The organism is Methylobacterium sp. E-012 (genome assembly GCF_057836545.1).
The window spans coordinates 4815001-4833924 of record NZ_JBYQEY010000001.1; the positions used below are offsets into that span (position 1 = coordinate 4815001).

The window sequence follows — 18924 nt, forward strand, 5'->3', positions numbered from 1 at the left end:
TGATCCGGTCCGAGATGACCTCGGGCTACGGCAACCGGGTCGAGGTCCAGCACGTCAATGGCTACGTCACCACCTACAATCACATGTCGCGGTTCGGCCGCGGCATCCGGGAGGGCGTGAAGGTCCGGCAGGGTCAGGTGATCGGCTATCTCGGCTCCACCGGCCTGTCGACCGGGCCTCATCTGCACTACGAAGTGATCATCAACGGCCACTTCGTCGATCCGATGAAGATCCGCGTCCCCCGGGGCCGGGAACTCGATGGCCGGCTGCTCGCTGACTTTAGGCATCAGCGCGAGCAGATCGACGCGACCATGCAGAAGTCGAAGAGCGCCACGGCGCTGGCCCAGCGGGACGCGGTCGTGCGCTGACGGGCCCCGGCCCGGCGCGCGCCCGCGCGCCGGGTCGATCTCTCTAGCGGAGCGCCAGGGCGGCGTGGTGGCCGCCACCGTGGGCGAAGTGCTCGCGGCGGCGCTCGATCGAGCTCGGGATCCGCAGGGATTCCCGGTACTTCGCCACCGTGCGGCGGGCGATGTCGACCCCCTCCCCGCGCAGCTTCTGCACCAGGGCGTCGTCGGAAAGCACGTCGTCCGGCGTTTCGCCGTCGACCAACTGCTTGATCCGGTGGCGCACCGCCTCCGAGGAATGGGCCGCCATGCCGGCCGCCCCCGGGATCGCCGCGGTGAAGAAGTATTTCATCTCCAGGGTGCCGCGGCTGGTGCCGATCGCCTTGTTGGAGGTGACCCGCGAGACGGTCGATTCGTGCATGCCGATCGCCTCCGCCACCGTCTTGAGATTCAGCGGCCGCAGATGCGTCACGCCGTAGACGAAGAAGCCGTCCTGCTGGCGTACGATCTCCGTGGCGACCTTCAGGATCGTGCGGGCGCGCTGCTCCAGGGAGCGGGTGAGCCAGTTGGCGTTCTGGAGCGCTTCGGACAGAAAGGCCTTGTCGCCCTCGGCCTTGGCGCCGCGCACGACCCGGGCATAGTAGCTCTGGTTCACCAGGACCCGCGGCAGGGCCTCGCTGTTCAGCTCGACCAGCCAGGATCCGTCCGGTGCCGCCCGCACGAACACGTCGGGGACCAGAACCTCCACGGCGCTCGATCCGAAGGCCCGGCCGGGCTTCGGATCGAGGCGACGGATCTCGCCGAGCATCTCGACCAGATCCTCGTCATCCACCCCGCACAGGCGGCGCAGCGCCCCGAAATCGCGCTTGGCGACGAGGTCGAGGCGCGAGACCAGAGCGCGCATCGCCGGGTCGAACCGGTCGCGGTCCCGGAGCTGGATCGCCATGCACTCGGCGAGGTCGCGGGCGGCGACCCCGGGCGGATCGAAGGTCTGCACCAGCGCCAGGATCCGCGCCACCAGGGCTGGGTCGGCACCGAGGCGCTCGGCCACGGCCTCGACCGATTCCCGCAGGTATCCCGCCTCGTCGACCGCATCGATCAGGAAGCCGCCGACCAGCCGCTCGACGGGGTCGCGGGTCGCGAGGTCGAGCTGGCCCGCGAGGTGCTCCCGCAGCGAGATTTCCGCCGTGAGGGTGGCCTCGAAATCGGGGGCCTCCGCGTCGAAACTGCCGCCGGTACTGCCATAGGGGGGTGGGGTCAGCGAGAGCATGTCGCCGCCGCCGCCCTCCCGCGCCTGGGCCGGCACGTCGTCGGGGAAAACGTTGTCGAGCCGCGTGTCGAAATCGGTCTCGATCTCGCCGCGGCTCGGATTAAGCTCGGCGGTCAGCCACGATTCGGATTCGGCCGCCTCGAAACCATCGCCGGCCGGGTCCTCGGCTTGGCCGACCGGATCGGCGGCCTCACCCGTGCCGGATGGCTCGGGTTCGGCACGTTCCAGGAGGGGGTTGCGCTCCAGTTCGGCCTCGACATAGGCGGCGAGGTCGAGCTGCGAGAGTTGGAGGAGCTTGATCGCCTGCAGGAGCTGCGGCGTCATCACCAGGGCCTGGCCCTGACGCACTTCCAGCCGTTGCACCAAACTCATGGAGGCCCCGATGTCCTTCCTGCGCGGTTTGCCGGCAGCCGCCGAGGATCGGCGGCATGAATCTTGCTTAAATCGCTCTGATCTCTGTAGCCCCTTCGTCGCCGCGCGTCAAAGCGGGTCGGTGGGTTTGTCCCTGGCCATGTGACGGCGATGCGCGTCGCGTGGCGCGCCGGACAAACCGGCGGCGGGCGTGGCTAGTCTGCGGTTCGGCCTTTAAGGAAGCTTTGCACTCGGCGCGCGCGGCCCCGCGGGACTGATCCTGGCGGGCTTATTTCGCCCGGCATGCGTGACGCACGTTACGGGCGCTTTTCAGGGCGGATGTTGCGTGGCGCGCGCCGCACGACGCTCTCGGTTCAACCTGCTCGCTTGCACCGGACCGGCATCCCCTCTGGCGCCGGATCTCGACTGGCAATCCCCCGCCGCGTGCCCGGGCCGCTCACCAGCCGCAATTGGGGACCGGGGGCTGGGATTTCGCCAGCGCCGACTTGTCGATCTGCACCATCGCCCCCCAGGCGTATTTCTGCGCGTAGGGCGTGACGTTGGTGAACAGGCAGCCGAGCTGGAAATGGGTGGCGCCCATCTCGCCCGAGAAGGCCATGCAATCGAGGAACGTCCAAGTCTTCGGTACCGGGCTCATGGAGCGCCACCGCGGCATCGCCACCGGCGCGCAGACCTTCACCGCACCGGTGCCGTCATCCGCGTTGAGGGCGTCGCCTTGCGCCTGCGCCGCCGCGGATCCGGTGGCCAAGGTGAGCGACAGCAGCGCCGCGATCGTCGGGCGCGTGAGGCGCGGACGGGGATGGGTGGCTCGGGTCATCGGGTCAGTGCATCGTCCGCCACAGGATCGCGAGGATCGCGAAGCCGATGACATTGTAGAGGATCGCCCAGAGCCAGACACCCAGGATGGCGCGGCTCGGCTTGCGCGGCCGCTGCCGGCCGAGGCGCGGGCGGTGCCGATCCTCGGGCGTCGGCCAGATCGCGTTCTTGGGTGCCTTCAGGAGGCGCGTCAGCGTCTCGGGCAGGTGCGGGCCGGGCGGGCCTTCGCCGTCCATGACGACCTCTGCGGCGGTGGACATCCCGGCCGCGGCGGCGGCCCGGGACCGGACTTCTCTAATAAGGCCGGCCCGGTCCCGGCAATGTGTCCGATCCGCCGGGGGCCTACAGGACCGTGCTCGGCGCTTCCGGATAGAGCTGGTACGCCCAGGTCTCGGAGAGCAGCCGGCCGCCGGATTTGAACAGCAGCCGCATCTCCACCGGCTCCGGCCCCTCGGCGTAGACCTTCAGGAAGACCCGCCAGGGGCTCGGCTTGCCGTAGGGCGCCCAGGTCGCGCCGACCTCTTCGGCGCTGCCGCGCGTGAGCGTCAGCGCGACCTCGGCCTTCTCGGGATCGAGCCCGGCCAGGGCCGCGCCCTCGAATTCCAGCACGAATTGCCGCACCAGGTTGGCCCGGCCGGGGCGGCGATCCGCCTCGGCGAGCCAGGCGGCCTTTGTCGCCCGGGTGGCGACGCACCGGGCGAGATCGGTCGCGACCGGCTCCTGAACGGTCCAGCGCAGGCGGTAGGCGAAGCTGCGCTCATCCCCCGCCTTCGGCGGATCGGCCGGCACCCACATCGCACCGATGTTGTCGTCGGTCTCCTGGTGCGTCGGGATCTCCACGAGCTGGACGCTGCCCGAGCCCCAATCCCCCTGCGGCTCGACCCAGATATCGGGCCGGTTCTCCTCGAAGCCGTCGTCGATGTAGTGGTCGAAGCTCCGGTCGCGCTGGAGCAGGCCGAAGCCCTTGGGCGACCGGTCGGCGAAGGCGCTGACGCTGAGGCGCGGCGGATTGTTGAGCGGGCGCCAGATGATCTCGCCGGCCCCGGTCTGCATCAGCAGCCCGTCGGAATCGTGGACCTCTGGGCGCCAGTCGCTGGCGCGGAAGCGGCTGATCCCCTCGGAGTACCAGAGCATCGACGTGAGCGGCGCCATCCCGAACCGCTCCACGGACCGGCGCATGTAGACCGTGCAGGCGACGTCGATGACGACGTGCGGTTCCCTCCGGGCGACGAACCGGTAGACCCCGGTCAGACTCGGCCCTTCCAGCAGGGCGAGCACGGTGACCGCACCCTCCGCGGCCGGGCTGACATAGAAGCGCGTGAAGACCGGAAACTCCTCGATCCCGCCGGCCCCGGGCGCCGTGTCGATGGCGATGCCGCGGGCCGAGGCGCCGTATTGCTGCCCGTCGCCGCCAGCGCGGAAATAGGAGGCCCCCAGGAAGGCGAGCCAGTCGGCGTCGTCGCCGGGCTGCCCGGCCGGGGCCTTCTGGAACCGGAACCCGGCGAAGCCGGCGCCGTCCGGGACATCCTTGGCCGGATTGCCCGGCGGGTAGGTGAACAGGTCGTTGGCGTAGAGCACCGCGCGGGCCTGTCCGCCCTCCAGCGCGTAGACGCTCACGGGATGCCGGAACAGGTTGCCGAGGTGGAAGAAGGTCACCGGGTACGGGCTGTCGGCGAACAGGGCCCGGCCGGGCGGATAGCGGATCTCCTGCAGCGGTCCGTAGGTCAGGGCATCGAGGGCCGCAGCGCCGGGCGCTTCCGGCGGCGGCGCGTAGGGCTGGTCGCGCAGGCTGCGGGCGAGGTCCTTCAGCCGGTCGAGATCCATCGGCTCGGGCGGCCCGAGCCGCGGCCCGCCGGAGGCGGCCCGGGCGGCGCCCGGGAACGGCGTGAGGGCGAGGAGCCCGAGGGCGGTCAGGACGCGACGCGTGATCAAGGTGAGACCCCCGGGATTCGGCCAAGCTTCGCTGGCCCGCGCCGCCCTGTAGAGCCGAGCCCGAGGGCGTTGCAACACGGGACCTGACGGCCACCCGCCGCAAGCTGCAACGGGCACCCGCGCAGGAACAGCGCCGGTCCGATCCGTGTCGGCCCTGGGATCAGCTGCGCGGGCCGCAGGTGCCGGTGGCGCCGTCGCTCGCCCAGAGGTCTGCGCCGCCGCCGGGGGCGCACTGGCCGGGGAGCGCCAGCGTGATCAGCTTGGACAGGACCCGCGCCTCATCCTCGCCATAGCCGATCTCCCCGACCATGCGCCCGGTCCTGTCGAACAGCGCCACGGTGGCCGAATGCTCCATCGTGTAGTCGCCGTCCTTCAGCGGGACGCGCCGGTAGGCGACGTGGTAGGCGTCCGCCATCCGGGCGACCTGATCCGGCGTGCCCGTGAAGGCGCGGATGCGCGGATCGAACGAGGCCAGGTAGTCGCGCAGGCTGTCGGGGGTGTCGCGCTCCGGGTCCAGCGTGACGAACACCAGGTTCAGGCGGTCCGCGTCACGGCCCATCTGGCCGAGCGCCCCCGAGAGGCTGGCCAGCGTCGTCGGGCAGACGTCCGGACAATGGGTGAAGCCGAAGAACAGCGCGGTCGGCCTGCCCAGGAGATCGGCCTGGCTCACCGGACGACCGTCGAGGTCTGCCATCGCGAAGGCACCGCCGACCCGGCGCGGATGGCTGAAGCGCGCGCCCTGCTGCAGGACGATCGCCCCCGTTCCGGCGGCGACTATGCCGACAAGGGCGGCGGAGGCGATGAGGGCGATCGGGCTCGGTACCATGCTGTGACCTGCGGCGCGTCGAGGCCCAAATATGGGGCGCCCATCGACCGGCGCGAGGCCGCATCCGGATCGTGGCGTCGGACGGCTCGGTCCCGCCCCGGGGCGCAGCGAACCGGAGGCGGGTCTTTTCCGATGCCGTCGCGCCGACTGCGGCGCGCCTTCAGGAGGCCTGCGCCAGGGCCGCGATCAGGACCTGCGGCTCTTCCGCCGCTTCGGCACCGTTCAGGACCGCGTCCATCTCGGCCTTGGGCATCGCCCGCCCGAACAGGTAGCCCTGGCCGAAATGGCAGCCCTGGTCCGACAGCCAGTCCAAGCTCGCATCCGTCTCGATCCCCTCCGCGGTCGTGGTGAGGCCGAGGCTCGTGCCGAGCTTGATGATGGCATCGACCAGCTTGGCGCGCTCGTCGCTCATGGTGATCGCGTCGACGTAGCTCCGGTCGATCTTCAGCTTGTCGAACTTCAGCTCGCGCAGGTGGTACAGGCTCGAATAACCGGTGCCGAAATCGTCGAGCGCGATGCGCACGCCGAGCTGCCGGAGCGACAGGAGGGTCGCGCGGGTCGCCTCCAGATCCTGGATCAGGGCGCTCTCGGTGATCTCAACCTCGAGGCGCCGGGGCGGGAATCCGGTCTCCGTGAGGATCGCGAGGATGCGCTCGGCCAGCCAGGCATCCTGGAACTGGTGGGGGGCGATGTTGACCGCCAGGATCAGGTGGGAGGGCCAGGCCCGGGCATCGAGGCAGGCCCGGCGGATCAGGTTGTAGCTGAGATCGGCGATCATCCCGGTCTCCTCGGCGACGGGGATGAATTCCGACGGGCCAATCAGGCCGCGGATCGGATGGCGCCAGCGCGCCAGCACCTCGACGCCGACGATCTCCTTCTCGGGCAGCGACACGACCGGCTGATAATAGGGCTCGATCGCGCCCGTCTCGATCGCGACGCGGAGTTCCGCCTCGGTACGGGCCCGGGCGCGCAGCTCCTCGTCCATGGCGCTGCGGAAGAAGCGGTAATTGCCGCGCCCGTCCTTCTTGCCCTGGTACATGGCGAGATCGGCCGCGTGCAGGACCGCGTCGGAATCCGCGTGGTCCGCGGCGACGACGGCGACGCCGACCGTGGCGCCGACCTTGAGATCGTTCTGGTTCCAGCTGACCGGCACGGAGATGGCGGAGATCACCGCCTGGGCCAGGCGCATGAGGCCCTCGCTGCCGTGCTCCACCGGGACCAGCATGGCGAACTCGTCGCCGCCGAGCCGCGCCGCCACGCCGCCGGACGGCAGCAGCTGGTGGAGGCGCTCGGCCACGGCGCAGAGCACCGCGTTGCCGGCCGCGTGGCTGTAGAGGTCGTTGACCGGCTTGAACCGGTCGAGGTCGATCAGCAGGACCGCCGAGGACGGCTCGGCACCGGCCGTGGCATGCGCCCGCGCGACGGCATCGATGAAGCGGCGGCGGTTGGCCAGTCCGGTCAGCCCGTCGTGCCGGGCGATCGCCTCGGCCTGCGCGGCCGCCGCGTCGCGCTCCAGCATGAGCCGGCGCAGGAGGATCGATTTGCGGATGACGGCCCCGCACAGGGCAACGCCCATGCAGGCGGCCAGCATCAGCAAGTCGTTGAGGCCGTAGGCCAAGACGAAGCCGGTCAGGGAGTCGAAGGTGCCGAGCGTGACGCCGACGAACCAGATCCCCGCGCCGATGACGAGCAGGCACAGGGTCTCGTAGAGCTCGCCGCGGCCCCACGCATTTGACGTATCGCTCGGCATATCGTGCGTCCAGTTTTCGGTCCGTAATGGAAGCATGCCAAGTGCTAAGGCGCTGTAAATTCGACCCTCATCAAATCGTGAAGATTTAGAAATCCGAGACGTGATGTGGCGATGCTGTCCAAATATGTAGGCCGGCCGACCCCGTCATTTCGTCCCTGCAGGCCGCGGTCCGGGATCACCCGGCCGGGCCAGGGAGGCCAGGGCGAAGGCCATGAAGAACAGGAAGTATTGATTGACCGAGAGTTCCTCGAACATCATCGACGGGATCAGGAACAGGGCGCTGTAGGTCAGGAACGGACCGGCTCGCGCCGGGTCCAGCAGGATCCGCACGAGGCCGGCGATCAGGAGCAGCGCGGCGGCCACGCCGCTCTGAAGTGCCATGGAGACGAAGCCGTTATGCGGCGTCACGAGGCCGGTCAGCGCCCGCAGCTCCTCCCGCCGGGCGACCTCGCCGAGGCCGAACGGGTAGGCGACGACGAGGCGCAGGGCAGTGATGCCCGAGAGAAACCGCTCGTCGAAGTTGCTCGTGACGTTGTTGTCCTCCGCGAAGCGGCGCTCGATCGCCTGCGCCAGGGTGTTGGGCAGCGGGAGCTCCCCCGTCAGCGACCAGGCGATCAGCACGGCGCCCAGGATCCCGAGCACGCTCAGGACCGCGGAGGCCCGGAGGTTGCGCCGCATCAGCAGGGCGAAGACCAGCAGCGGCATGAACAGGCCGGCCCTGTTGTTGGTCAGGGGAAAGCTCGCCAACAGGGCTCCGAAATAGACGAGATAGATCGCCTTGAGCCGGTAGCGCAGGCTCAGCACCAGGGCGGCGACACCGCAGAGCCCGAAGACGTGGCCGGTCTCGTTTCCGGACGCCCAGAGGCCGCCCTGCTTGTCCTCGACGAAGAGTTTCAGCTCCTCGTCGAGCCCGTCGGTCGGCACCGCGAGGCCGTAGCGTTCCAGCGACAGGCCCGAGGAGGCGAGCAGCAGGACCGCCAGGGACGCCAGGAGGCCCGCGAGCAGGCCGATGCAGAAGGCGTTCTCGACGCGCCGGTCCTGAAAATGCACCAGCAGGATGAAGGCTTGCACGACGTAGAGCAGCAGCACCAGCGTCAGGTAGACGTCACCCGCCTCCTTGTGGGCCTTGAGCACGAGGGAGGCACCGATCAGCACGACGATCCCGGCGAGCGGGGCGATGTTGCGCAGGACCTCCGCGATGACGGCCCGGCGCATCCCGAGGAAGGGGATGAGGAGGAACGGCAGGAGGTCGGACAGGCGCTGGAACGGCAGGCCGAAGCTCGAGGTCAGCACGTTGAACTGCAGCGCCACCCCGAGCACGAACACGGCGGCGCGGTCGGCCCCGACCGACACAGCCGGGGCACCCGCTCCGATCGGCAACGCCTGTCCCGTCATGGTCCCGATCCGTTCGAACGCCGAGGCAAGCCGCCACCGGACAAGCCGGCGTCGGACAAGCCGGCCCGGCGACCGGCCCCCGGGCGGCCATCCTCGCGCACAAAGGTTGGCGGAGGGTGGAGATCAGGTCGTCCGGCGCAGGAAGAAGCCGAGGGCGGTGCTGACCGTGTCACGCATGAACAGCTGCGCGAGGCCGGCATAGGCCAGGATGCCGATCCCGACCGCGCCGAACAGGCCGATCCGGTCGCCCAGTGCGGCGTGGATCGGCTCCTGGACCACCAGCACGAGGCCCGCCATCGCGGCCGAGCAGGCCGTGACCGGCAGCAGCGCCCGGGCCAGGCTCCGGTTGCCGATCGGGACGAGCCGTCCGATCCCGGCGACGATCACCGGCGTGAACAGGTAGGCCCGCAGCACGTGCCCGGCGGCGAGCGCCGCGAGGCCCAGGGGCGCGGTCACCAGGGCGGCCACGGCCCCGAGGCCGAACTGGGCGCCCGCCAGCCGCAGGGCCGTCCCGTTGCGCCCCAGCGCCGTGAAGATCATCCACAGCATCGAGGTCGCGACGAATTCCGGCGCCAGGAGCGCCAGCATCCGCAGCACCGGGGCGGCCTCGTGCCACTGATCGCCGAAAAGGAACGGGATCAGGGTCGGGGCGACGGCCGCCATGCCGAAGAAGGCCGGCACCGCCACGAAGGAGGAGGCCTCGGTGAAACCGTAGAAGGCGGTGGCCAGCTCCGTCGGCCGATCCTGGAGGCGGGCATAGGTGGTCAGGCCCACCGTCGTGAGCGGGATCACCGCCACCTGGCTGACGAGGTCGATGCAGCGCCAGGCGAGGCGCAGGTATCCGACATCGGCGGCCGACAGGAAGTAGGCGGCGATCACCTCCTGGCTGCGGATCGAGAGGACGAGCAGGAGGTAGGTGCAGAACACCCGCGACCCGAAGGCGATCTGGGCGCGGGCGGCGGCGAGGTCCAGGCGCCGGGCCGGCATCCACCGGGACGCCGCCCAGGTGAGCAGCGTGGTCGCGGTCGCGGCGACGATCCGCTGCACCACGAGGCTCCAGACGCCGTAGCCGGCAAACGCCATCGCCAGGGCGACCCCGCCCCCGAGGAGGTTGGAGCCCAGGGCCCGGAGGGCGAGCTTGCGGAACCCGAAGCTCCTTTGCAGGCGGGCCTCGTGGATGGCCCCCGCGGCGGTGATCACGAAGCAGGCCGAGAGGGCGCACAGGACCGGGCGCAGTTCCGGGAGATCGAACACCCAGGCGATCGGGCCGGACAGGGCTACGAGCGCCCCGCCGCAGAGGCCGCCGGCGGCCAGCATCACCCAGAAGGCGGTGGCGGCGAAGTCCTCGTCGAGGTCGACCCGCTGAACCACCGCATCCGGCAGGCCGCAGCGCGCCACGATCTGCAGGATGTCGATGAAGACGACGGCGATCGCCACCATGCCGAACTCGGCGGGGGCGATGAGCCGGGCGAGCACGAGGAACACCCCGAAGCTCAGCATGACGTTGCCCACGGACGCGAGCGCCACCCAGCGGGCCGCGTCGAAGGAGCGGCCGGTGACCTCGGCGCCGGAGGGGAGCCCCGGGACGATCTCGGAGGCGTCCGCGGCCGCCCCGGCCTCTGTGAGCGTCGGCGTGCCGGCGGTCACGAACGGGCCGCCCGGCGCTCGGCGACGAGCTCGGCGTAGAGGTCGAGATACTTCTCGGCGACGCGCTCTGAGGTCGATTCGCGGATGACGTGCTGGAAGGCGCGCTCGTCCGGCAGGTCGGTGCGGCCGCGGGCGATCGCGGTCCGCAGGCGGTCGGCGAGGTCGGCATCGTCGCCCGGGGTGAACAGCCAGTCGGCGTTGTCCTCGCCGATCAGCTCGGGAATGCCGCCGGAGGCCGCGCCGATCACCGGTACGCCCATCGTGTAGGCCTCGTAGATCGTCCGCGGGGACGGCTCGGCCCAGAACGAGGGCACGACCAGCACGTCGATCTCGCTGAGGAAGTCGGCGGGCTTGGCCCAGCCGACGAACTCCACCGGCAGGCCCTCGGACTGCGCCTTGAAGCGCTCGATCGAATCGTCCATCGCCTGGCCGGCGACGAGGCAGCGCCAGTTGCCGGGGCCGATCCGGCGCAGGGCGTCGATCAGGGTGCCGACCCCCTTCTCGGTGTTGATCCGGCCGAGATAGCCGAAGGTCATGGGCTGGCCCGTCCGGTCGATCCGGCGCCGCGCCTCGGGGTCGCCCCCCGGGACCGTGCAGGAATAGTAGATCACGCGGCGGCGCTCCGGCGCCAGATGTGCGAACAGCCCGTGGTTCACGTGGGTCTTAAGGATCTCGGTGCCGACGCTGACGACCGCGTCCACCGACCGGTTGGTGATTTGCTTGGCCGCGTTGACCACCTTGCAGCCGAGGTGCCAGCGCTCGCAGGGCTTGCCGTCCCGGAACATGGCGGCGTTGCCGCAGATTAGGTCGTACTCGCAGACTGTGTGGACGATCGGGATCCCACGCTTGGCCGCCTCGCGCCAGACCAGGGTCGAGACGTCCAGCAGCGAGTGGGTGTTGACGATGTCGGGGCGGAAATCGTCGAGGACGCGTCCGAATTCCGCCGCGACGGCGAAGTTCCACTGCTGCTTGAGCTTCGCCCAGGCGCGGCCGAACCGGCTCGCCTTGGGCCAGTCCTCCAGCCAGAAATCGTTGTGGTGCGCCATGCGGTAGACGGTGACGCCGCCCCGCACCGCCTTCGGCTCGGGCTCCCGAGCGATGCAGGCCGCGGCCACGGTGTGGCCCGCCGCCGCCAGCTCCTCGGCGAGGTGCTCCACCGAGCGCTCCGCGCCGCCCACGATGTAGGGCGGATAGAGGGCGCTGAGATGCAGGATCCGCAGGGGCCCGGTCGCAGTCCGCAGGGCGGCGCCGTCCACCGGCCGGTCGCGCCGTTCGGAGGCCGGGGTGGCGGACGCGACGCGGGCATAGGGCTGGGACAGGGACGGGGTCATCATGGGCGGCACTCGCTGAGCTGCGGGCGCTCCGTGGGCGCGGAGCGCGATTCGGGGCGGGCGGCGTCGCGGGCCGCCGCGTAGAGGTCGAGATAGGCGGTCGCCACGGCGTCCGGATCGGTCCCGGCGCGGATGGTGGCGGCCCGGCCGAGTCCCTCGGCGAGGCGGCCGGGCTCGGCGACGATCCGGGCCATCGCGGTCGCGAGCGCGGGGGCGTCGCCGGGGGGCACGAGCCACGGTCCCGGCCCGATCTGCTCGCCGATGCCGCCGGCCTCCGTGCCGATCACCGGAACGCCGCGACCGTAGGCTTCCGCCACGGTGCGGCCGAAGGGTTCCGGCCAGATCGGCGGGACCACGAGGCAGTCGATCCCGTCGAGGAAGGCGTCGCGCCCGGCGAAGCCCACGAAGGAGACGGGCAGCCCGTCAGCCCTGGCGCGGTAGCGGTCGAGTCCGTCCACGGCCCGGCCGGCGATCGTGAGCTGCCAGCCCTGCGGCGGCAGCCTCCGGCAGGCGTCGAGCAGGACGTCGATGCCCTTGGACGCCTCGATCCGGCCGAGATAGCCGAAGGTCACCGGTGCCCCCGGAGCGAGCGGCCGGCGGGTCGACGGTGCGCCCGGCGCGATCGGGTTCCAGATCACCCGGCGCAGCGAAGGCGGCACCGCATCGAAGAAGCCGGCGGCCAAGTGGCGGGCCAGGATGTCCGAGCCCACGGCGGTGACGGCCGAGACCGCGCGCTGGCAGCGCCGGTGCGGCGCCGCGTAGATCCGGCACTTGAGGTGCTGGCCAGTGCAGGCCCGGCCGTCCCGCACCATCGCGCCGTTGGTGCACAGGCTGGTGAAGTCGTGCAGCGTATGCACCACCGGCACGCCGAGCCGGCGGAGCATCGGCCAGAGCGCCGGCGTCAGCTCCGAGATCGAGTGGGTATTGACGAGATCCGGCGCGAAGTCCCGCACCGCCGCCGCCATCCGGGCGAGGGTCTGGCGGTTCCACTGGGTGGCGAGCTTGTAGCGCATCCGGTCGAGGCGCCCGCGCTGCGGCCAGTCGAGGATGTGGAACGGGGTTCCGTACCCGGTCCGATAGACGGTGACGCCGTTCTGGACGACGGGGGCCGCGGCCTGCCGGGCCGCGCAGGCGACCGCGACCGCGTGGCCGAGGTCCGCCTGCAGGCGGGCCAGCGTCTCGACCATGAGTTCGGCCCCGCCGACCTGCTCGGGCGGGTAGAGCGAGCTAAGGTGCAGGATGCGCATGCGGCACCTTTCCGGCCGGTTCCGCGCGGGCGGAGTCCCGGAGCGCGTCGAGCAGCAGCGTCTCGTAGCGGCGGGCGGTCTCGGCCCAATCGTACAGGCCGGCATTGTCGCGGCCGCGGTCGATCAGCGCCGCGCGCAGGCCGGGCTCGTCCAGCAGGCGGCGCAGGCACGCGGTGAGCGCCCCGGCATCGGTGGGGTCGAAGGTCAGGGCGCCCGCGCCGGCGATCTCGGGGGTCGCCGACCGGTTCGAGCAGATCACCGGGCAGCCCAGCGCCTGCGCTTCCAGCACGGGCAGGCAGAACCCCTCCGCGAAGGATGGGACGCACAGGCACAGGGCGTTTCGATAGAGCGCCGCGAGCCGGCCCTCGCCGATCCGGGACAGGCGCGTCAGCCGGACCGGTGCGCCGCCGAGCGCTCCGGCGATCGCCTCGTCCGGATCCTCGCCGACATGGACGATGCCGATCTCCGGGCGGCCCAGCGCGGCCAGGGCCCGCGCCAGCGTCGCGAAGTTCTTGTTGTACATGGCGTTGCCCACCGCCAGCACGAAGGGTCCCGGCGGGAGTTCCGGTGCCGGATCGACCGCATCGGGGTCGATCATCGCGGCCGACGGGACGGTGTGGGTCCGGTCCCGGAGGGTCGGGTAGAAGCGCCCGAGATCGCGCCGCGTCGCCTCCGAGACGGCGATCACCCGGGCGCTGTTGGCCAGGACGAGGCGGAAGATCGGATCGGTGGTCAGCGCCTCGCGCGAGCGGCTTCGGCCGGGCATCGTGCGGAAGTAGAGATCGTGGACGACGCTGACCCGCGCCCGGCCGCCGAAGGCCGCACCGTAGGGATCGGCGTTGAGCACCACGTCGATGTTGAAGGCTCGACACAGCCGCGGGACGGTGACGGCCTGCCGCAGGACGTCCAACAGCATGATGCGCGGGCGCGGCACGGTCACGACCTCGATCCGGTCGCGGATCGCCTCGGGCAGCTGCGCGCGGGTCCAGGGCGAGCGCAGCACGACCGTGAAGGTGCCGCGCTCGATGAGGCCGGCGATCACCCGGAAGGCGACGAGGGCGACGCCCGACGGACGACCGCCGAACTGGGTCGGCATGTTCACGAGAACGCGCGGCATGGCGGCTCCGAAAGCTCCGATCGCGGTTGATGACGGCCCATCGGTCAGGGGCGGGCGGCGGCGTCGAGGATCAGCTTGGTCAGGGCGTCCCGCATCCGATCCGCGCCGTAGAGGGTCAGCGCCCGGTCCCGGGCGAGACGGGTGCGCGCCGCGACGGCGTCCGGGTCGTCGAGCAGCACGGCGAGGGCGGCGGCGAGGCGGTCGGGCCGCCGCGGCGGCACGAGGGTGCCGACCGCACCGCCGTCGAGGATCTCGGCGGCGGCGCCTGTATCGGTGGCGATCACCGGGATCCCGGCCAGCATCGCCTCGACGAGGGTTCGGCCGAACGGTTCGGGATCAACCGAGGGATGCACGACCGCATCGACCGCCTGCATCAGCCGGGGCACGTCCGACCGCTGGCCGAGGAACAGCACCCGGTCCGCGACGCCGTGCGCCGCGGCCAGCGCGTGCAGCCGCGCCGCGTAGGCGTCCTCGCCGAACAGCGCCGCGCCGACGACGATGCAGCGCAGGCCGGGAAGGCGCGCCAGCGCCTCGATGACCACGTCCTGCCCCTTCCAGGGCGCGAGGCGGCTGAACACCCCGATTAGCGGTCCGGCCGGCAGCCCCATTTCCGCCCGCAGGGCCGCCGGGGATCGCGGATCGACATCCAGATCGAGACCGTTCGGCACGACGCTCACGCGGGACGCGCGGCCGCCGGCCCGGATGAAAGCGTCCGCCGCAGCCCGCGAGGGCACGACCACCCGGGTGGCGCACAGATTGGCCAGCCGCGCCTGTACGATCCGCTGGGCCCGGCCGAAATGCGCGCCGTCGAGGATGTCGTGCAGGTGCCAGATGATCGGCCGCCCGACCAGCCGCGCGGGCAGAGCCGACAGCAGGAAGGCCTTCTGCGAATTGGCATAGACCACGTCGCAGGTCCGCGCCGCGCGGGCGATGTCGAGGGCGAGCCCGGCGAGCCGGCCAAGCTTGGGCAGCGCCCGCAGGACCGAGGCGTCCCGGCGCAGGCCCGACAGGCCGGCCCCCGGGCGGGCGAGACGGATCTCGAGGCCGAGGCCGCGCAGGATGCCGGCGAAGGCGCCATCCTCGAACAGGAACGCCGTCGAGCCCGCCCAGGGGGCCACGGCATCGCGCAGGACGAGCTCGGCCCCCGACATCGTCCCGGTATGAGTCACGAACAGGACGCGGGGGCGGTTCCGGGGCTCGGCCGTTCGGGCAGGGTCAAGCGACGCAGGTTCGGCGAGCATGCCGACGGACAGGGCCTCGGTCATCGCGCGTCACCGGCGTGGCGGGGCTCCGGAAGCCGCATCACATCGTAGGTCGGCTGGCGTCCCGCCCGGACCATCGTCATGGCGATCCCCAGCACGACGCCGCCGGCGCGGCGGAGGTTGCCAACGGTCTCGACGATGTCCGACAGCTGCGAGCGGCCGTAGCGCGCGCAGCAGAGCACGCCGTCCGCGTGGCGGGCGAGCATTGAGGCGTCCATCAGCACGCTGGTGGGTGGAGAATCGAGGAGGACGAGGTCGTAGCGGCGGGTCCAGCGCAGGAACTCGACCATGCGCTCGCTCATCAGCAGGTCGGTGGATTCCGAGGTCGGCGTGCCGGCCGGGATCACGTCGAACCGGCCGGCCGAGACCACGGCCTCGGCGGGGGCGATCTCGCCCCGCAGCACGCCCACGAGGCCCGGTCCGCGCCCGAGTCCGAGCGAGGCGTCGAAGTTCGGCCGGCGCAGGTCGCACTCGATCACCAGAACCCGGCGCCCGCTCGCGGCGCCGATGCCGGCCAGGGCGAAGGCGGTGAACGACTTGCCCTCGCGGGGTTTCGACGAGGTCACCAGGATGACCCGGGACTCGCCCCCGCCCGCCAGGACGAGGTGCGCGTGCAGATTGCGCAGCACGGTCTGCATCACCGGATCGACCCGGGCCCGTGCCAGGGCCTCGGGGAGGTCGAGGTCCCTCCGACGGTCGGAGAGGCGGCCCATGAGCCCGCGGGGTTCCAGACGGGGGAGCTGGGCGAAGACCGGGGCGCCGGTGCCGGCCATGAGCTGCCCCGGGGTCCGGACCCGCTGGTCGGTGTAGTCGCGCAGCAGGGCCGCCGCCGCCGCCAGCACGCCGGCGAGCACGATACCCCCCGCCAGGAACGGCACGGCCTTGGGCGAGAACGGCTCCTGCGGCAGTTCCGCCAGGCTGACCAGCCGGGTGCTCCCGGTGAGGATGCGCCGCTCGGTCTCCAGCTCCCCGGCACGCTTCACGAGGTCGGCGTAGCGGGTCCGCTGGATCTCAGCGTTGCGCACCATCCCCTCGATCGAGGCCTCGTCGTCCATGGCGGCCGCGGCCTCGGTCTTGGCATTGTCCAATTGGGTGCGCAGCGCCTGGGCCAGCGCGTTCGAGGCGTCGTAGGACTTGCGCAGCCCCTGCGTGACGTTCCTGACCTCCTGATCGATGCGCTCGCGCAGGCTCGCCCGCTCGGTCGTCAGGGCCCGGATGGCCGGGTGGTTCGCGCCCAGGAGGGTGCTCTGGTTGGCGAGCTGCGCGGCGACGCCGCTCAGTTGCTGCTTGAGGGCCCCGATCGTGGGACTGGCCAGGACGGCCGGCGCGGTCTCGGCGCCGCGCGCGCCCCGGCTCTCGATCTCGCCCAGACGCGCGGCGGCGTCGGCCTTGGCGGCCTCAGCGGCGGAGAGTTGCTGGCTGATGCTGGTCAGACGCTCGGCGCTGATCGGCGCGTTCGTGCCCTTCACCAGGCCCTTGCGGCGCCGGAACGTCTGGATCCGGGTCTCGTCCGCGCGGATCGAGGCGTCGAGCTGGTTGATCTCGGTGTGCAGCCAGTCTGAGGCCGCCTTGCGGCTCGAGGCCTGCGCTTCGCGCTGGTCGTCCAGGAAGGCCTCGATCAGGGCGTTGGTCATCGTCTGCGCGGTCTCGGGCAGGGGCGACCGGTAGCCGATGGTGATGATCCGGGAGCGGCCGGAGCTGAGGACGCTGTAGCGCTTCTGCAGGTACTCGACCAAGGCGTTGCGGTCGGCCGTGAGCTTCGTGCAGGCGGCGTCTTTCTTCTCGGAGATGGGCCCCGGCCGCCCGCCGCCGGCGGCGTAGCGGCACTCCGCCAGGACGGGGGCGGCGAGTCCGGCATCGATCGCGAGCCGCAGGAGCCGCGGCGAACGGATCACCAGGATCTGGCTCTCGATGTCGGCCGGGTCGCCGATCTTCTGGATCCAGGCCATGGAGGCGTTGTGCGCGCCCGGCTCGGCCTCCGCCACGATCACCGAGCCGGTCGCCACGTATTGCGGCGTGATGTTCATCAGCGCGGCGATCGCGAGGCCCATGACCAGGGCGAAGACCGTCGCGAACAGGTAGCGGCGGCGCCAGATCCGGAAGAGCGGCGCGGCGAGCGATGCGCCCCGCGGCTGCTCAGGCGCGGCCGCGCGCACCGGGGTCCGGTCGGCCAGATCGACGGTGACGAGCGACATGGACATCGGTCTCAGCCCACTGCTTCGAGGCGCGGGAGGGTGCGCGTCCGGGGCTCGCAGGCCGCCCGGTGCAGGGCCATCTGCTCATCGACGAAGCGGGAGAACCGGCTCCGGAACAGCTCGGCCGAGAACAGGTCGGCCTGCGCCCGGCAGGCCTCGCGGGTGAAATGGTGTTCCTGCTGCATGAAGCCGTGCACGCAGGCCGCGATCGCCTCGGGATCGGGCGTGTCGAAGAACATGCCGGTCCGCTGCGGGCCGCGCGTCTGGACCGTCTCGCGCACACCGCCGCGGCCGAGGGCGAGGACCGGGGTGCCCTCCGAGGAAGCCTCGACCACGATGATGCCGAAATCCTCCTCCGCGGCGAAGATGAAGGCGCGGGCGGTGGCCATGAGCTGGCGCAGCCCCTCGTCGGAGACGAAGCCCACGAACGAGACGTTGGGCCCGGCGATCTCCCGCAGCCGGGCGGCATCGGGGCCGCTGCCGGCCACCACGAGGTGGAGGTCCGGCAGCAGCGCGAAGGCGCGGACCACCGCCTCCACGTTCTTGTAGGGAACGAGCCGGCTCGCCACGAGGAAGTGGTTGCCCCGCGGGCCGTCGAAGCGCTGGCTCGACAGGGTGATCGGCGGATGGATCACCTCGGCGGTGCGGCCGTAGACCTTCTGGATGCGCCGCGCGACGAACGCGGAGTTGGCCACGATCGCGTTCGGCCCGGAGGCCGTGCGCACGTCCCATAGGCGCATGCGGTGGAGGATGAGGCGGGCGACCAGGCTCTTGACGCCCGCGTCACAGCCGCTCTCGCGCAGGTAGGTGTGCTGCAGGTCCCAGGCGTAGCGCATCGGCGAATGCACATATGAGACGTGCAACTGATCGGGCCCGGTCAGCACCCCTTTGGCCACGGCGTAGCTGCTGGAGATGATCAGGTCGTAGGCCGACAGATCGAACTGCTCGATCGCGATCGGCATCAGCGGCAGGTAGGCCCGGTGCCGCGTGCGGGCGAAGGGCAGGCGCTGGATGAAGCTGGTCCGGGCGTTCTCGTAGCCGATCCGCGTCCGGTCCGCCGCCGGCAGGAAGTCGAACAGCGTGAAGACGTCCGCGTCCGGGTACAGCTTCAGCAACTGCTCCAGGACGCGCTCGGCCCCGCCGACGACGTACAGCCAGTCGTGAACAATCGCGACACGCATCACAGCTACCTCGTCGACGCGCCGCGGCCGGGAGAAAGAGTTTCTGCCGGCCGACCTCACAGGAAACGGTGAGCAGAGGCACAGACCGGACCCTAGATGGGACATTGCCTTTAAAAAAGGAGTGAATACGGGAGCCGCCGCGGAAATTAGTGCTTATGCGGGCGAGCGTGATCGGTAACAGACTTAATTTTCATTTGTAAGTATGGTTAATATATTGGTTGGGCCGCATCCGTCGGTGG

General features: G+C 71.1%; 15 protein-coding genes (1 of these 15 only partly in view). 1 reads left to right on the plus strand and 14 read right to left on the minus strand.

Features of this window, described 5'->3' with window-relative positions; genetic code table 11:
* Nucleotides 1-368: the final stretch of a M23 family metallopeptidase gene (locus AC3IF1_RS22995; RefSeq protein ID WP_489219489.1), read on the plus strand. Its footprint begins 1657 nt before the window's first position; the window shows 368 of its 2025 coding nt (coding positions 1658-2025); its start codon lies beyond the left edge, outside the window; its stop codon occupies nucleotides 366-368.
* A 43-nt stretch (nucleotides 369-411) separates the two neighbouring features.
* Here AC3IF1_RS22995 and rpoN read toward each other — a convergent pair whose 3' ends face one another.
* The 14 genes from rpoN to AC3IF1_RS23065 all read right to left on the minus strand — a co-directional run bounded on the left by rpoN (nucleotide 412) and on the right by AC3IF1_RS23065 (nucleotide 18685).
* On the minus strand, nucleotides 412-1986 hold the full coding sequence (rpoN, locus tag AC3IF1_RS23000; RefSeq protein WP_489219490.1) for an RNA polymerase factor sigma-54: 1575 nt from the start codon (nucleotides 1984-1986) through the stop codon (nucleotides 412-414).
* 436 nt (nucleotides 1987-2422) lie between these two features.
* Nucleotides 2423-2803, minus strand: a complete 381-nt coding sequence (locus AC3IF1_RS23005) for a hypothetical protein (protein WP_243970691.1) — start codon at nucleotides 2801-2803, stop codon at nucleotides 2423-2425.
* Between the two features lie 4 nt (nucleotides 2804-2807).
* The gene (locus AC3IF1_RS23010; RefSeq protein ID WP_243970689.1) at nucleotides 2808-3062 is read right to left on the minus strand and encodes a hypothetical protein; all 255 of its coding nucleotides are present in this window, start codon (nucleotides 3060-3062) and stop codon (nucleotides 2808-2810) included.
* Nucleotides 3063-3144: 82 nt separating this feature from the next.
* Nucleotides 3145-4734 carry an OpgD/OpgG family glucan biosynthesis protein gene (locus AC3IF1_RS23015; protein ID WP_489219491.1) on the minus strand — a complete coding sequence of 530 codons (1590 nt, stop codon included), beginning with the start codon at nucleotides 4732-4734 and terminating at the stop codon, nucleotides 3145-3147.
* A 160-nt stretch (nucleotides 4735-4894) separates the two neighbouring features.
* Nucleotides 4895-5560: an SCO family protein gene (locus AC3IF1_RS23020; RefSeq protein WP_489219493.1), complete on the minus strand. Its 666-nt coding sequence runs from the start codon at nucleotides 5558-5560 to the stop codon at nucleotides 4895-4897.
* Nucleotides 5561-5720: 160 nt separating this feature from the next.
* Nucleotides 5721-7310 carry a putative bifunctional diguanylate cyclase/phosphodiesterase gene (locus AC3IF1_RS23025; RefSeq protein WP_489219494.1) on the minus strand — a complete coding sequence of 530 codons (1590 nt, stop codon included), beginning with the start codon at nucleotides 7308-7310 and terminating at the stop codon, nucleotides 5721-5723.
* 144 nt (nucleotides 7311-7454) lie between these two features.
* A complete protein-coding gene (locus AC3IF1_RS23030) occupies nucleotides 7455-8705 on the minus strand; it encodes an O-antigen ligase family protein (RefSeq protein WP_489219495.1) in 1251 nt (416 codons plus the stop codon).
* Nucleotides 8706-8828: 123 nt separating this feature from the next.
* Nucleotides 8829-10352 (minus strand): lipopolysaccharide biosynthesis protein, encoded by a 1524-nt coding sequence (locus tag AC3IF1_RS23035; RefSeq protein WP_489219496.1) that lies wholly within the window; start codon nucleotides 10350-10352, stop codon nucleotides 8829-8831.
* Entirely contained in the window at nucleotides 10349-11572 is a 1224-nt protein-coding gene (locus AC3IF1_RS23040) for a glycosyltransferase family 4 protein (protein ID WP_489220449.1), read from the minus strand. Before AC3IF1_RS23040 ends, AC3IF1_RS23035 begins: the two co-directional genes overlap by 4 nt.
* A 110-nt stretch (nucleotides 11573-11682) precedes the next feature.
* Nucleotides 11683-12930 carry a glycosyltransferase family 4 protein gene (locus tag AC3IF1_RS23045; protein ID WP_489219497.1) on the minus strand — a complete coding sequence of 416 codons (1248 nt, stop codon included), beginning with the start codon at nucleotides 12928-12930 and terminating at the stop codon, nucleotides 11683-11685.
* On the minus strand, nucleotides 12911-14047 hold the full coding sequence (locus AC3IF1_RS23050) for a glycosyltransferase family 4 protein (protein ID WP_489219498.1): 1137 nt from the start codon (nucleotides 14045-14047) through the stop codon (nucleotides 12911-12913). The genes AC3IF1_RS23045 and AC3IF1_RS23050 overlap by 20 nt, the downstream gene beginning before the upstream one ends.
* Before the next feature lie 44 nt (nucleotides 14048-14091).
* Entirely contained in the window at nucleotides 14092-15288 is a 1197-nt protein-coding gene (locus AC3IF1_RS23055; RefSeq protein ID WP_489220450.1) for a glycosyltransferase, read from the minus strand.
* Nucleotides 15289-15308: 20 nt separating this feature from the next.
* A complete protein-coding gene (locus tag AC3IF1_RS23060; RefSeq protein WP_489219499.1) occupies nucleotides 15309-17504 on the minus strand; it encodes a GumC family protein in 2196 nt (731 codons plus the stop codon).
* A gap of 11 nt (nucleotides 17505-17515) precedes the next feature.
* Nucleotides 17516-18685, minus strand: a complete 1170-nt coding sequence (locus AC3IF1_RS23065) for a glycosyltransferase (RefSeq protein WP_243970671.1) — start codon at nucleotides 18683-18685, stop codon at nucleotides 17516-17518.
* Nucleotides 18686-18924 lie beyond the last annotated feature (239 nt).

Bases quoted from the DNA above. Each gene is read 5' to 3' on its own strand.
- rpoN (WP_489219490.1), bottom strand. From the start codon at position 1,986: ATGAGTTTGGTGCAACGGCTGGAAGTGCGTCAGGGCCAGGCCCTGGTG.
- AC3IF1_RS23005 (WP_243970691.1), bottom strand. From the start codon at position 2,803: ATGACCCGAGCCACCCATCCCCGTCCGCGCCTCACGCGCCCGACGATC.
- AC3IF1_RS23010 (WP_243970689.1), bottom strand. From the start codon at position 3,062: ATGTCCACCGCCGCAGAGGTCGTCATGGACGGCGAAGGCCCGCCCGGC.
- AC3IF1_RS23020 (WP_489219493.1), bottom strand. From the start codon at position 5,560: ATGGTACCGAGCCCGATCGCCCTCATCGCCTCCGCCGCCCTTGTCGGC.
- AC3IF1_RS23025 (WP_489219494.1), bottom strand. From the start codon at position 7,310: ATGCCGAGCGATACGTCAAATGCGTGGGGCCGCGGCGAGCTCTACGAG.
- AC3IF1_RS23030 (WP_489219495.1), bottom strand. From the start codon at position 8,705: ATGACGGGACAGGCGTTGCCGATCGGAGCGGGTGCCCCGGCTGTGTCG.
- AC3IF1_RS23045 (WP_489219497.1), bottom strand. From the start codon at position 12,930: ATGCGCATCCTGCACCTTAGCTCGCTCTACCCGCCCGAGCAGGTCGGC.
- AC3IF1_RS23050 (WP_489219498.1), bottom strand. From the start codon at position 14,047: ATGCCGCGCGTTCTCGTGAACATGCCGACCCAGTTCGGCGGTCGTCCG.
- AC3IF1_RS23055 (WP_489220450.1), bottom strand. From the start codon at position 15,288: ATGCTCGCCGAACCTGCGTCGCTTGACCCTGCCCGAACGGCCGAGCCC.
- AC3IF1_RS23060 (WP_489219499.1), bottom strand. From the start codon at position 17,504: ATGTCGCTCGTCACCGTCGATCTGGCCGACCGGACCCCGGTGCGCGCG.
- AC3IF1_RS23065 (WP_243970671.1), bottom strand. From the start codon at position 18,685: ATGCGTGTCGCGATTGTTCACGACTGGCTGTACGTCGTCGGCGGGGCC.